Annotated in this window: 14 protein-coding genes; 8 read left to right on the plus strand and 6 right to left on the minus strand. The window is 72.7% G+C overall.

Annotated features, from left to right (window positions below; all coding sequences use genetic code 11):
- Positions 1-38 precede the first annotated feature (38 nt).
- On the plus strand, positions 39-920 hold the full coding sequence (locus ACH45E_RS11935; RefSeq protein WP_361437241.1) for a hypothetical protein: 882 nt from the start codon (positions 39-41) through the stop codon (positions 918-920).
- Between the two features lie 7 nt (positions 921-927).
- Here the strand turns inward: ACH45E_RS11935 and ACH45E_RS11940 are convergent, their stop codons facing one another.
- Together ACH45E_RS11940 and ACH45E_RS11945 are read right to left on the minus strand one after the other, a co-directional pair.
- Positions 928-1,833 (minus strand): SDR family oxidoreductase, encoded by a 906-nt coding sequence (locus ACH45E_RS11940; protein ID WP_361438198.1) that lies wholly within the window; start codon positions 1,831-1,833, stop codon positions 928-930.
- 7 nt (positions 1,834-1,840) lie between these two features.
- Positions 1,841-2,587, minus strand: a complete 747-nt coding sequence (locus tag ACH45E_RS11945) for an SDR family oxidoreductase (protein ID WP_361437243.1) — start codon at positions 2,585-2,587, stop codon at positions 1,841-1,843.
- A gap of 98 nt (positions 2,588-2,685) precedes the next feature.
- On the opposite strand from ACH45E_RS11945, the gene ACH45E_RS11950 reads away from it, so the two are divergent.
- Genes ACH45E_RS11950 through ACH45E_RS11965 form a run of 4 tightly spaced genes read left to right on the plus strand, consistent with a single transcriptional unit; the run spans position 2,686 to position 6,081 of the window.
- On the plus strand, positions 2,686-3,444 hold the full coding sequence (locus ACH45E_RS11950; RefSeq protein ID WP_361437245.1) for an enoyl-CoA hydratase family protein: 759 nt from the start codon (positions 2,686-2,688) through the stop codon (positions 3,442-3,444).
- The gene (locus tag ACH45E_RS11955) at positions 3,444-4,292 is read left to right on the plus strand and encodes a CoA-transferase (RefSeq protein ID WP_361437247.1); all 849 of its coding nucleotides are present in this window, start codon (positions 3,444-3,446) and stop codon (positions 4,290-4,292) included. Before ACH45E_RS11950 ends, ACH45E_RS11955 begins: the two co-directional genes overlap by 1 nt.
- Positions 4,289-5,032: a CoA-transferase gene (locus tag ACH45E_RS11960; RefSeq protein WP_361437250.1), complete on the plus strand. Its 744-nt coding sequence runs from the start codon at positions 4,289-4,291 to the stop codon at positions 5,030-5,032. The genes ACH45E_RS11955 and ACH45E_RS11960 overlap by 4 nt, the downstream gene beginning before the upstream one ends.
- Positions 5,032-6,081, plus strand: coding sequence for a nitronate monooxygenase (locus tag ACH45E_RS11965; protein ID WP_361437252.1), 1,050 nt, complete (start codon positions 5,032-5,034; stop codon positions 6,079-6,081). Before ACH45E_RS11960 ends, ACH45E_RS11965 begins: the two co-directional genes overlap by 1 nt.
- A 151-nt stretch (positions 6,082-6,232) precedes the next feature.
- Here ACH45E_RS11965 and ACH45E_RS11970 read toward each other — a convergent pair whose 3' ends face one another.
- The 3 genes from ACH45E_RS11970 to ACH45E_RS11980 are packed head-to-tail and all read right to left on the minus strand — an operon-like array spanning position 6,233 to position 8,847.
- On the minus strand, positions 6,233-7,390 hold the full coding sequence (locus ACH45E_RS11970; RefSeq protein ID WP_361437254.1) for an acetyl-CoA C-acetyltransferase: 1,158 nt from the start codon (positions 7,388-7,390) through the stop codon (positions 6,233-6,235).
- 23 nt (positions 7,391-7,413) lie between these two features.
- Positions 7,414-8,049 carry a TetR/AcrR family transcriptional regulator gene (locus ACH45E_RS11975; RefSeq protein ID WP_361437256.1) on the minus strand — a complete coding sequence of 212 codons (636 nt, stop codon included), beginning with the start codon at positions 8,047-8,049 and terminating at the stop codon, positions 7,414-7,416.
- Between the two features lie 12 nt (positions 8,050-8,061).
- Positions 8,062-8,847 (minus strand): SDR family oxidoreductase, encoded by a 786-nt coding sequence (locus ACH45E_RS11980; protein WP_361437259.1) that lies wholly within the window; start codon positions 8,845-8,847, stop codon positions 8,062-8,064.
- A 71-nt stretch (positions 8,848-8,918) separates the two neighbouring features.
- Between ACH45E_RS11980 and ACH45E_RS11985 the strand changes: the two genes are divergently transcribed.
- Entirely contained in the window at positions 8,919-10,058 is a 1,140-nt protein-coding gene (locus ACH45E_RS11985; RefSeq protein WP_361438200.1) for an acyl-CoA dehydrogenase family protein, read from the plus strand.
- The gene (locus tag ACH45E_RS11990; RefSeq protein WP_361437261.1) at positions 10,058-11,014 is read left to right on the plus strand and encodes an acyl-CoA dehydrogenase family protein; all 957 of its coding nucleotides are present in this window, start codon (positions 10,058-10,060) and stop codon (positions 11,012-11,014) included. Before ACH45E_RS11985 ends, ACH45E_RS11990 begins: the two co-directional genes overlap by 1 nt.
- Before the next feature lie 7 nt (positions 11,015-11,021).
- On the opposite strand, the gene ACH45E_RS11995 is transcribed toward ACH45E_RS11990, so the two are convergent.
- A complete protein-coding gene (locus tag ACH45E_RS11995; RefSeq protein WP_361437263.1) occupies positions 11,022-11,744 on the minus strand; it encodes a VWA domain-containing protein in 723 nt (240 codons plus the stop codon).
- Positions 11,745-11,839: 95 nt separating this feature from the next.
- Here ACH45E_RS11995 and ACH45E_RS12000 point away from each other — a divergent pair, with 95 nt between their 5' ends.
- A complete protein-coding gene (locus ACH45E_RS12000) occupies positions 11,840-12,712 on the plus strand; it encodes a rhomboid family intramembrane serine protease (protein WP_361437265.1) in 873 nt (290 codons plus the stop codon).
- Positions 12,713-12,801 lie beyond the last annotated feature (89 nt).

The following is a 12,801-nucleotide window of genomic DNA, read 5'->3' on the forward strand; positions in this document are numbered from 1 at the left end:
AGTGGAGAGGAGGCCCGAACGTCTTTGGGGGTACGGACGTGGCGAACGGCGGACCGGTCGAGCACGGCTACCCACATCTGGAGACGGTGCGGGCCTCCATCACCGCGCTGTACAAGCGCCTCTCGTACGACACCGTCCAGACCTTCGCCACCAGTGTGGCCCCCGCCGACGTGGCCTTCTGCGACACCGACGATCTCTATCTGGGTGCGCAGCGGGTGGCCCGCGAGATGGTGCGGCACTTCCGGTTGCCGGACGCCCGCCTGGTCGTGAGCTTCCGCGAGATGACGCACGCGGCGAACGTCGAACTCGCGGCGGGCCCCGAGTACTTCGTGGAGCTGAACGACCGCTTCCGCCGTCACCGGCGGGACATCGGCGCGGCCCTCGCCCATGAGGTGATGCACGTCTATCTGCACCGTCTGGACCTGTCCTTCCCCGGCACCCGGGAGAACGAGATCCTCACGGACACGGCGACGACGTACCTGGGCGCGGGGTGGCTGCTGCTGGACGCCTTCCGGGAGGACGCGGTGTCCTCCCAGAAGCTGGGCTACCTCACCCCGGAGGAGTTCGGCTACGTGCTGGCCAAGCGCGCCCTGTTCTTCGGCGAGGACCCCTCGGTGTGGTTCACCAGCCCGCAGGCCTACACGGCGTACGCCAAGGGCATGGCCGAGGCCCGCCGGGACGAGCAGCAGCCGCCGCTGACCGCCGCCGGCTGGGCGGGGCGCCGCCGCTACGCCCGCGACCGCCGCCATGCGCCGGGGCCCCAGCCGGGCATCGGCTACACCTTCTCCCCCGACGTCGGCGGTCGTCTGCGCGTCTCCTTCCCCTGCCCGACCTGCCACCAGCGGATCCGGGTGCCCGTGCGGGGGCGGGTGCGGGCGAGGTGTTCGCTGTGCCGGACGGTGCTGGAGTGCGACACGTAGCCGTTCCCTACGCCCCGTACACCGCTCCCGGCTCCTCCGCCTCGGCGAGCAGTTTCAGTGCCGTCTCCCCCGCCTCGGCCGGAGTCCACCGGGCCCCCTTGTCGGCGGTGGGGCCCGGCCGCCAGCCCTCCATGACGGTGATCCGGCCACCCTCCGCCCCGAAGACCCGGCCGGTCACGCCGGCGCTCGCGGCGGAGCCCAGCCAGACCACCAGCGGGGAGACGTTCGAGGGGGCCATCGCGTCGAAGCCGGAGCCGGGGGCGGCCATGGTCTCGGCGAAGGTGTGTTCCGTCATCCGGGTGCGGGCGGCCGGGGCGACCGCGTTCACCTGGACCCCGTAGCGGCGCAGCTCGGCCGCCGCGACCAGGGTCAGCCCGACGATCCCGGCCTTGGCGGCGCTGTAGTTGCCCTGCCCGACCGAGCCCAGCAGTCCGGCGCCGCTGCTGGTGTTGACGATCCGGGCGACCGGTGTGCGGCCCGCCTTGGCCTCGGCCCGCCAGTGCGCGGCGGCGTGCTTCAGGGGCAGGAAGTGACCCTTGAGATGGACGTGGAGGACGGCGTCCCAGTCGTCCTCGTCGAGGTTGACCAGCATGCGGTCGCGCAGGAAACCGGCGTTGTTGACGAGGGTGTCGAGACGGCCGTAGGTCTCGACCGCGGTCCTGATCAGCGAGGCTGCTCCGGCGGTCGTCGCGATGTCGCCGCCGTGGGCCACCGCTTCGCCGCCCGCCGCCCGGATCTCGGCCACGACGGCCCCGGCGGGACTGTCGGGACCCGGCAGGCCGTCGAGGCCGACGCCGAGGTCGTTGACGACGACCCGGGCGCCCTCGGCGGCGAAGGCGAGTGCGTGGGCGCGGCCGAGTCCGCGCCCGGCGCCGGTGACGACGACGACCCGGTCCGTGCAGATTCCGCTCACGGTCATGTCAGTCCTCCTTGTTGGCGGTCGCGGCGTCCAGGAACGCGGGCCGCTCTCCGCCCCCGTGCACGAGGAGGCCGGCCCCGCTGATGTAGGCGGCCGCGTCGGAGGCGAGGAAGACGGCGGCGGCGCCGACATCGGACGGGGTGGCGAGGCGGCCGAGTGGGACGGTGCGGGAGACGGCGTCGATGCCGTCCTGGCCGCCGTAGTGGAGGTGGGCGAGCTCGGTGTGGACCATGCCCACGAGCAGCGTGTTGACCCGGACCTCCGGCGCCCATTCCACCGCCATGGACCTGGCCAGGTTCTCCAGTCCCGCCTTGGCCGCGCCGTAGGCGGCGGAGCCCGGCGAGGGACGGCTGCCGCTGACACTGCCGATCATCACCACCGTTCCCCGGCTCCTTCTGAGGTGTTCGTACGCGGCGAGGGAGGCGGTCAGCGGGGTGAGGAGGTTCAGCTCGATCACCCGGGCGTGCCGCTCGGCGTCCGCGTCGGCGAGCCGTCGGTAGGGGGTGCCGCCGGCGTTGTTGACGAGCGCGTCGACGCGGGGCAGGGCGTCGAAGAAGGCGTGTACGGCGGGTGGGTCACGGAGGTCGAGGGGGGTGAATTCGACGCCGTCGAGGGGTTGTTCGGGTGGTCGGCGGGCACAGGCGTGTACATGGGCACCGGCCTCGGCGAAGGCCCGGGCGATCCCGGCCCCGACGCCCCGCGTGCCGCCCGTGACGACGACAGTCCGACCGTGCAGCGAGTTATCCACAGGGCCTCCCGCTTGTCGGAGCCTACTGCTAGCTTCGAAGCCTCACCTAACAAATGTTTGGTGGAAAGGCGTTGAGTGCGAAGGTAGCTGATGCGTCCATGGGTGTCTCCACCTCGTCCCCGGAAAAGGGGCCCGAGAAAAACGGGATCGCCGTCGTCACGGTCGACTTCCCGCCGGTGAACGCGCTGCCGGTGCGCGGCTGGTTCGCCCTGGCCGACGCCGTGCGCGCGGCCGGGCGCGATCCGCAGGTGCGGTGCGTGGTGCTGGCCGCGCAGGGGCGCGGGTTCAACGCGGGCGTGGACATCAAGGAGATACAGGCGGAGGGGCATCCGGCGCTGCTCGGCGCCAACCGGGGCTGCGCGGAGGCCTTCGCGGCGGTCTACGAGTGCGAGACACCGGTGGTGGCGGCGGTGCAGGGCTTCTGTCTGGGCGGCGGGATAGGTCTGGTGGGCAACGCGGACGCGATCGTGGCGAGCGAGGACGCCGTCTTCGGGCTGCCCGAGCTGGACCGGGGCGCGCTGGGTGCCGCCACGCATCTGGCCCGGCTGGTGCCGCCGCATCTGATGCGGACGCTGTACTACACCTCGCGCACGGCGAGCGCGGCCGAGCTGCACGCGCACGGCTCGGTGTGGCGGGTCGTCCCGCGCGGCGAACTGCACTCGGCGGCGCTGGAGCTGGCGCGGGAGATCGCCGCCAAGGACGGGCGGCTGCTGCGCCTGGCGAAGGCCGCCATCAACGGGATCGATCCCGTCGACGTGCGCCGCAGCTACCGCTTCGAGCAGGGCTTCACCTTCGAGGCGGCCGTGAGCGGGGTGGCCGACCGGGTCCGGGACACGTTCGGGAAGGAGGGTGCGTAGTGAGGGACAAGACGATGACCGCCGACGAGGCCGTCGCGCGGCTGGAGAGCGGCATGACCCTCGGCATAGGCGGCTGGGGGTCGAGGCGGAAGCCGATGGCCCTGGTCAGAGCCCTGCTGCGGTCCGGGATCGGTGACCTCACCGTCGTTTCGTACGGCGGCCCGGATGTCGGGATGCTGGCCGCGGCGGGGCGGATCCGCAAGCTGGTGGCCGCCTTCGTCACGCTCGACTCCGTCCCGCTCGAACCGCGCTACCGGGCGGCGCGCGAGCGGGGGGACTTCGAGCTGATGGAGGTGGACGAGGGGATGTTCATGTGGGGGCTCACAGCGGCGGCGAACCGGCTGCCCTTCCTGCCGGTGCGGGCGGGGATCGGTTCGGACGTGATGCGGGTGAACCCCGCCCTGCGGACGGTCGCGTCGCCGTACGAGGACGGGGAGACGTTCGTGGCGATGCCCGCGCTGCGGCTGGACGCCGCCCTGGTCCACGTCAACCGCGCGGACCGGCTGGGCAACGGACAGTATCTGGGCCCGGACCCGTACTTCGACGACCTGTTCTGCGAGGCGGCGGACGCGGCCTACGTCAGTTGCGAACGGATCGTGGACACGGCCGAGCTGACGAAGGCGGCGGCACCGCAGTCACTGCTGGTCAAGCGGCATGTGGTGACCGGAGTCGTCGAGGCGCCGAACGGCGCGCACTTCACCTCGTGCGCTCCCGACTACGAGCGGGACGAGGAGTTCCAGCGGGAGTACACGACGGCGCCCTGGCCGGAGTTCGCCGAGCGGTTCCTCGGCGGGGACGAGCAGACGTACCGGTCGGCGGTGCGGGCGTGGCAGGAGGGGCAGCGATGACGGGGGCCGGCCGCGCCGAGTACTGCGTGATCGCCTGCGCCGACGCCTGGCGCGGCTCCGGTGAGATCCTGGCGAGTCCCATGGGCCTGATCCCGTCGCTGGGCGCGCGGCTGGCCCGGCTCACCTTCGCGCCGGACCTGCTGCTGACCGACGGCGAGGCGCTGCTGGTCCGGCCGGACGGGACGCCCGAGGGCTGGTTGCCCTACCGGCAGCATCTGGCGCTGGTGGCCGGCGGGCGGCGGCACGTGATGATGGGTGCCAGTCAGATCGACCGCTTCGGCAACCAGAACATCTCGTGCGTCGGAGACTGGGCGAGACCCCGGCGGCAGCTGCTCGGCGTGCGCGGGGCGCCGCTCAACACGCTGAACAACCCGACGAGTTACTGGGTCCCGAGGCACTCCCGGCGGGTCTTCGTGGAGCGGGTCGACATGGTGTGCGGGGTGGGATACGACCGTGCCGCCGGGCATCCGGGCACTACCCGGTACCACCGCATCCCGCGGGTCGTCTCCGACCTGGGCGTGTTCGACTTCGCCACGCCCGACCGCTCGATGCGGCTCGCCGCACTGCACCCGGGTGTGACCGTGGCGATGGTGGAGGAGGCGACCGGCTTCGCGCTCGCGATACCGCAGGAGGTGCCGGCGACCCGGGAGCCGACGGCCGAGGAGCTGCGGCTGATCCGCGAGGTGCTCGATCCGGGCGGCACGCGCGCCCGCGAGGTCCCCGAGGGGGTGAGGGGCTGATGGAGACCGCGCTCACCCGGCTGACCGGGGTCCGGCATCCCGTCGTGCAGACGGGGATGGGCTGGGTGGCGGGCCCGCGTCTGGTCTCGGCGGCGGCGAACGCGGGCGCGCTGGGCGTCCTGGCCTCCGCGACGATGACCCTCGACCAGTTGCGTGCGGCGATACGCGAGGTCGCCGCGCGCACGGACGCGCCGTTCGGAGTGAACCTCCGGGCGGACGCGGGCGACGCCGGCGACCGGGTTCGTCTGATCATCGACGAGGGGGTCCGGGTGGCGTCCTTCGCTCTGGCGCCCTCCCGGGAGCTGATCGCGGAGCTGAAGGAGGCGGGCGTGGTCGTGATCCCGTCCGTCGGGGCGCGGCGGCACGCGGAGAAGGTGGCGGCCTGGGGCGCGGACGCGGTGATCGTGCAGGGCGGCGAGGGCGGCGGGCACACCGGCGAGGTGGCGACCAGTGTGCTGCTGCCGCAGGTGGTGGACGCGGTGCGGATACCCGTCGTGGCGGCGGGCGGCTTCTTCGACGGGCGGGGACTGGTCGCGGCGCTGGCCTACGGGGCGGCGGGCATCGCGATGGGCACGCGGTTCCTGCTCACCTCGGACTCGACGGTGCCGGACGCGGTCAAGGCCCGGTACCTCGCGGCCACCGTCCGGGACGTCACGGTCACCACGGCCGTGGACGGTCTGCCGCACCGCATGCTGCGCACGGACCTGGTGGACGCCCTGGAGCGGTCGGGGCGCACGCGCGTGCTGCTGCACGCCGTCCGGCGGGCGGCGGGGTTCCGGCGGCTGTCCGGGCTGACCTGGCGGCTGATGGTGCGCGACGGTCTCGCCCTGAAGCACGGCAAGGAGCTGTCCTGGAGTCAGGTCCTGCTCGCCGCGAACACGCCGATGCTGCTCAAGTCCGCGATGGTGGACGGGCGTACGGACCTCGGGGTGATGGCGTCCGGGCAGGTCGCAGGGGTGATCGACGACCTGCCGTCGTGCGTGGAGCTGGTGGAGCGGATCATGAAGGAGGCGGAGGAGGTACGGGCGAGACTCACAACCTCTCGATGATCGGCGCCATCCCCAACGGCCCCCCTCGCACTGCTCGGCCCCCGGGGAGCCTCCCAGGCTTCGGGAGCCTGCGCCCGACTCCGTCCGCCAGAGCAGGTGGCGGGCAGTGGGCGGCAGGTGGCGGGCGGCCACCCTTTCGCCGTTCCGGTGGTCACAGGCGTTCGATGATCGTCACATTCGCCTGGCCGCCGCCCTCGCACATGGTCTGGAGTCCGAACCGGCCGGCGGTGCGCTCCAGTTCGTGGAGGAGGGTCGTCATCAGCCGGGCGCCGGTCGCGCCGAGGGGGTGGCCGAGGGCGATGGCGCCGCCGTTGACGTTGACCTTGTCCGGGTTCGCGCCGGTCTCCTTCAGCCAGGCCAGGACGACGGGGGCGAAGGCCTCGTTGATCTCGACGAGGTCGATGTCGTCGAGGGTCAGGCCGGTCTTCTTCAGGGCGTGCGCGGTGGCCGGGATGGGCGCGGTGAGCATGCGGATGGGGTCCTCGCCGCGTACGGAGAGGTGGTGCACGCGGGCGCGCGGGCGCAGCCCGTGTTCCCGCACCGCCCGCTCGGAGGCCAGCAGCAGGGCCGCGGCGCCGTCGGAGACCTGGGAGGAGCAGGCGGCGGTGACGGTGCCGCCGTCGATGACCGGCTTGAGTGCGGCCATCTTCTCCAGGGAGGTGTCCCGGCGCGGGCCCTCGTCGACGGTGACGTCGCCGTAGGGCACGGTCTCCCGGTCGAAGCGGCTCTCGTCGATGGCCCGTACCGCCCGGCGGTGCGAGCGCAGGGCGAACTCCTCCTGGTCCTGGCGGCTGATCCCCCACTTCGCGGCGATCATCTCGGCGCCGGCGAACTGGTTCACCGGCCGGCTGCCGTAGCGGGCGCGCCAGCCCTCGCTGCCCGCGAAGGGGCCCTCGGTGAAGCCCAGGGGTTCGGCGGCCTGCCGGGTGGCGAAGGCGATCGGGATCTGCGACATGTTCTGCACGCCGCCCGCGACCACCAGGTCCTGGGTGCCGGAGAGCACGGCCTGCGCGGCGAAGTGCACGGCCTGCTGCGAGGAGCCGCACTGCCGGTCGACGGTCACGCCCGGCACCTCCTCGGGCAGTCCGGCCGCCAGCCAGCAGGTCCGGGCGATGTCCCCGGCCTGTGGGCCCACCGCGTCCAGGCAGCCGAAGACGACGTCCTCGACGGCGGCCGGGTCCACTCCCGAGCGGGCGACGAGTTCCTTCAGCACGTGTGCGCCCAGGTCGGCCGGGTGGACCGCGCTCAGTCCTCCCCGGCGCCGGCCGACGGGCGTGCGGACCGCTTCGACGATGTAGGCCTCGGCCATGACAACTCCCTTGCGGATAAGGGTTATTCGCGTACGGCGATCCCGTCCAGCACCATCGACAGGTACTGCCGGGCGATCTCCTCCGGGCTGTGCTGTCCGCCGGGCCGGTACCAGGACGCGGCGACCCACACGGTGTCGCGGACGAACCGGTAGGTGAGCCGGACGTCGAGGTCGGCCCGGAAGACGTGCGCGGTGACCCCGCGTTCCAGGGTGGACAGCCACGCCTTCTCGAACTTGCGCTGCGATTCGGCGAGGAACGTGAACCGTTCCTGCGCGACCAGTTGCTTGCTCTCCTTCTGGTAGATCGCGACGGCGGCGCGGTGCCGGTCGATCTCCCGGAAGGACTCGGTGACGAGCGCCTCGAGCGTCTCGCGCGGGCCGAGCCGGGCGGCCAGGACGGTGTCGTAGCCGCGCCAGAGTTCGTCGAGGAAGGTCCGCAGGATCTCCTCCAGCATCGATTCCTTGGAGTCGAAGTGGTAGTAGAGGCTGCCCGCGAGCATGCCCGCATGGTCGGCGATCTTGCGGACGGTGGTGGCGTTGTAGCCCTGCTCGGCGAAGACCTCGGCGGCGGTGCCCAGCAGTTCGCGGCGGCGATCGTGAGCGGCGGCGGCCGCGGGCCTGCTCGCGGCGGTCACCTGGGGCTTCTTCTTGGTCGGCACGGGACCATTGTCCTAGGCATGCTGGCTGCTCACGGAGACGACCTCCCCGGTCAGGTACGAGGAGTAGCCGGACGCCAGGAACACGATCACGTTGGCCACCTCCCAGGGCTCGGCGTACCGCCCGAAGGCCTCGCGTGCGGTCAGTTCCGCCAGCAGTTCGGGCGTCGTCACCTTCACCAGGTGCGGATGCATGGCGAGGCTCGGAGCGACCGCGTTGACCCGCACCCCGTACTCGGCCGCCTCGACCGCCGCGCACCGGGTCAGCGCCATCACCCCGGCCTTCGCGGCGGCGTAGTGCGCCTGCCCGGCCTGGGCGCGCCAGCCGACCACGGAGGCGTTGTTGACGATGACGCCGCTCCCGGTCTCCTTCATGGCACGCAGGGCCGCCCGGACGCAGCGGAAAGTGCCGTTCAGCGTGACGTCCAGGACGCGGGACCACTGCTCGTCGGTCATGTCGACGAGGTTCGAGGTTCCGCCGAGCCCGGCGTTGTTGACGACGACGTCCAGCTGCCCGTGTTCCTCCACGGCGGTGTCGAACAGGGCCCGCACCTGGGACTCGTCGGTGACGTCGCAGGGTACGGCCGTCACGGCGCCCGGGAACTCCCGGCTCAGTTCGGCCTCGTACTCCTTGAGGCGGCGGGTGTGCGCGTCGCTGATCACGACGCGTGCGCCCTCCTCCAGGAACCGGCGGGCGGTCACCCCGCCGATCCCGGCTCCGGCCGCCGCGGTGATGACGGCGGTGCGCCCCTTCAGCAGCCCGTGCCCGGGCACGTAGGCCGGGCTCTCGACGCCTGTCATGGGGCCACGCTAACCTACCAAACACTTGTTAGGGAAGACGGGGAGTGACGGGGAAGGACGGTGACCCGATCGTGGACCTCACCCACGCTCCGGCCGACGAGCGGTTCCGCGCCGAGGCCCGGGCCTGGCTCGGGGAGCATGTGCCCGCCGACCCGCTGCCGTCCCTGGAGACGGCGGAGGGTTTCGCGGCCCACCGCGCGTGGGAGGCCGAACTGGCCGCGGACCGCTGGTCGGTCGTCAACTGGCCCGCGGAGTACGGCGGGCGGGACTCCGGCCTGGTCCGGTGGCTGGTCTTCGAGGAGGAGTACTGGGCGTCGGGCGCGCCGGGCCGGGTCGGGCAGAACGGGATCAGCCTGCTCGCCCCGACCCTCTTCGACCACGGCACGGCGGAGCAGCGGGCGCGCGTGCTGCCGCCCATGGCGACCGGCGAGGTGGTCTGGGCGCAGGCGTGGTCGGAGCCGGAGGCGGGCTCAGATCTGGCCTCGCTCACCTCCCGTGCCGTACGCACCGACGGCGGCTGGCTGCTCAGCGGGCAGAAGACCTGGTCGTCTCGGGCCGCGTTCGCCGACCGGGCCTTCGGCCTGTTCCGCAGCGACCCTGGCACGCCGAAACCCCACCAGGGCCTGACCTACCTCATGTTCGACCTGCGCGCGCCCGGCGTCACGGTCCGTCCGATCGGGCGTCTGGACGGCAAGCCCGCCTTCGCCGAGGTGTTCCTGGACGAGGTGTTCGTGCCGGACGAGGACGTGATCGGCGAGCCCGGCCAGGGCTGGCGGATCGCGATGTCGGCGGCGGGCAACGAACGCGGCCTGACCCTGCGCTCCCCGGGCCGCTTCCTCGCCGCCGCCGGCCGGCTCCACGCCCTGTGGCGGGAACAGGGCGGTCCGCACTCCGCACGCGCCCGCGTGGCCGACGCCCTCGTAGGGGCCCGCGCCTACCAGTTGTTCACCTACGCGGCTGCCTCCCGCTTCCTCGACGGCGACACCCTCGGCCCGGAGTCCAGCCTGAACAAGGTCTTCTGGTCCGAGTTCGACCTGGCGCTGCACGAGACCGCCCTCGACCTCCTCGGCGTGGAGGGCGAGATGACGGACTCCGCCTGGTCGGAGGGGTACGTGTTCGCGCTCGCCGGCCCCATCTACGCGGGCACGAACGAGATCCAGCGGGACATCGTCGCCGAGCGTCTGCTCGGCCTGCCGAAGGGACGCCGCTGATGCGCTTCCTCCTCGACACCGAGCAGCGCGCCCTCGCCCGCTCGCTGCACGCCATGCTGACGGCGGCCGACACCCCGTCGGTGATCCGGGACTGGGGCCGCGGCGACCACAGGAGCGGGCGCGCGCTGTGGGCCCGTCTCGCCGAGGCGGGGGTGTTCGGGCTGGCGGTCGCGGAGGCGTACGACGGGACGGGCCCGCTGCCCGTGGAACTCGCGGTCGCCTTCGTGGAGCTGGGCAGGCACGCGGTGCCCGGACCGCTGGTGGAGACGGTGGCGGCCGCCGCGCTGCTCACCGAGCCGGGCCTGGCCAAGCGCTTCCTGCCCGCGCTCGTCGCGGGCGAGACGATGGCCACGGTCGCCGTGACGGAGTACGCCCTGGACGGCGACGCGGCGACCCTCCACCTCGCTCTCTGCCCCGACGGCCTGCGCCTGTCCCCCGGCCCCGGCCCGGCCCGCGCCTGCCTGGACCCCGCGCGCCGCCTCACCACCCTCACCGCGGGCGGCGAACTCCTCACCCCGGCACCGCCCTTGGCGCGGGCCGTCACCTGGGCCCGGCTGGCCACCGCCGCGCAGGCACTCGGCATCGGACTCGCGCTGCTGGACAGAACCGTCGGCTACGTCGGACAGCGCACCCAGTTCGGCGTCCCCATAGGCTCCTTCCAGGCGGTGAAGCACCGGCTGGCCGACGCGAAGACCGCCCTGGAGTTCGCCCGCCCCCTGCTCTTCGGCGCCGCCCTGACGATGGACCCGGCGGACGTGGCCGCCGCCAAACTGAGCGCGTGCGAGGCCGCGTACACCACGGCCCGTGCGGCGCTCCAGCTGCACGGCGCCATCGGCTACACGGCGGAGTACGACCTGTCCCTCTGGCTGACCCGCGCCCGGGCCCTGCGCACCGCCTGGGGCGGCCCGGACGAGTGCCGGGACCTGGTGCTCAAGCGGGGTGTCGGCCGCTGGTGAGTCCCCGTCAGCCCGCTACGATCCCCGCGGCCCGCGCGGCCACCAGCCACATGGGGAACTCGCCCACGAGACGGTCGTACAGCTCCGCGTCGGGCACGGTCCGCGGGTCGGTGCCCGCGTGGAAGAAGCCGGCGTTGTCGACGGCCCGCTTCTGCGGCACCGCCAGCTCGTCGAGCCTGCGCAGGAACTGGAACTGCTTGCTGCCGGGATCGCCGAAGCCGATGAACTGCCAGAACAGGGGCAGCTTCGCCGCCTTGCACAGGTACCGCTCGGCGGCGAGCTTGTTGATCGGGCCGCCGTCCGTCTGGAAGACGACGAGGGCGGGGTGCCGGGAGCCGCTGTCGAGGTAGTGGTCGATGACGGCGTCCATCGCCAGGTGGTAGCTGGTCTTTCCCATGTGCCCGAGTCCGGCCGCGATCCGCTCGACCCGCCCCTGGTGGTCGGCGAGGGAGATGTCCGAGACGGCGTCGATGTCGGTCGAGAAGAACACCACCGGCACCCGGCCGTCGTCGTCGAGGTGGGCGGACAGGCCCAGCACGCGGTCGGCCAGCGCCTGCACGCTGCCGTCGGCGTAGTACGGCTTCATGGAACCGGAGTAGTCGACCACGAGGTAGACGGCGGCCCGCAGCCCGTCCAGCCCGTGCCGGGCCAGGGACGCCCCGGCGCTCTTGTACAGGCTGACCAGCGCGGGCGCGGCCTGCTCCACCTTGCTGAGACTGATCGCAACCATGGCCCCACCTTCCCATCCTGGCCGCGTCGTTCGCTATTTTGATCGCCGCCGTCCCCACCGGCTCATCCGTCCCCAACCTTCCCGAGGAGCCGGCCGTGGCGCCCGAGTCAGCCGAGTCCACCGTCACCACGTGCTACCGCCACCCCAAGGTGGAGTCCCACGTCCGCTGCACCCGCTGCGACCGCTATATCTGCCCCGCCTGTATGCGGGAGGCCGCCGTCGGCCACCAGTGCGCGGAGTGCGTGAAGGAGGGCGCCCGGTCGGTGCGCCAGGCACGGACGGCGTTCGGCGGCCGGATCACGGCCGTGCCGCTGGTGACGTACGTGCTCATCGGGCTGAACGTGCTCGCGTACCTGGCGGAGCTGGTGCGGCCGTCGGTCGTGGTCCGGTTCGGGATGCTGGGCACCGTGCCGGCGGGCTACCTCCCGGAGGGTGTCGCGCACGGCGAGTGGTACCGCCTCCTGACCGGTGCGTTCCTGCACAGCCCGCCCACGGACGGCACGTTCGGGATCCTGCACATCCTGATGAACATGGCCGCGCTGTGGAACATCGGCCGGGTCGTGGAGGGGCAACTGGGCCGCGTCCGCTACCTCGCCCTGTATCTGCTGTCCGCGCTCGGCGGCTCGGTCCTGGTCCTGCTGATCGCCCCGCACGACCTCGTGGTCGGCGCGTCCGGCGCGGTCTTCGGGCTCGGCGCCGCCTACTACGTCATGGCCCGCCGTCTCGGCTCCGACATGGACACCGTCAACCGGTTCATGGGTGGTCTGCTGGTGTGGCTGCTGATCTCCGCCGGCCTGACCTCCTGGCAGGGCCACCTCGGCGGCCTGCTGGCGGGCGGCGTGGTGACACTGGCGTACGCGTACGCGCCGCGGGACGGCCGGCGGACGCTGGTGCAGGCGGGCGTGTGCGTGGGGTTGCTGGCGCTGCTGCTGGTGCTGGCCTGGGCGAAGGTCTCCGAACTGACCTGAGAAAGGCGGCGGCGCCTGCCCAGCGTCCGGTCGGGGACTGGGGCAGGCGCCGTCTACGGGGGTCTGGGGGCATCCCCCAGACGGCCCGC

It is taken from the genome of Streptomyces sp. NPDC020299, assembly GCF_044387825.1.
GTDB lineage: Bacteria > Actinomycetota > Actinomycetes > Streptomycetales > Streptomycetaceae > Streptomyces.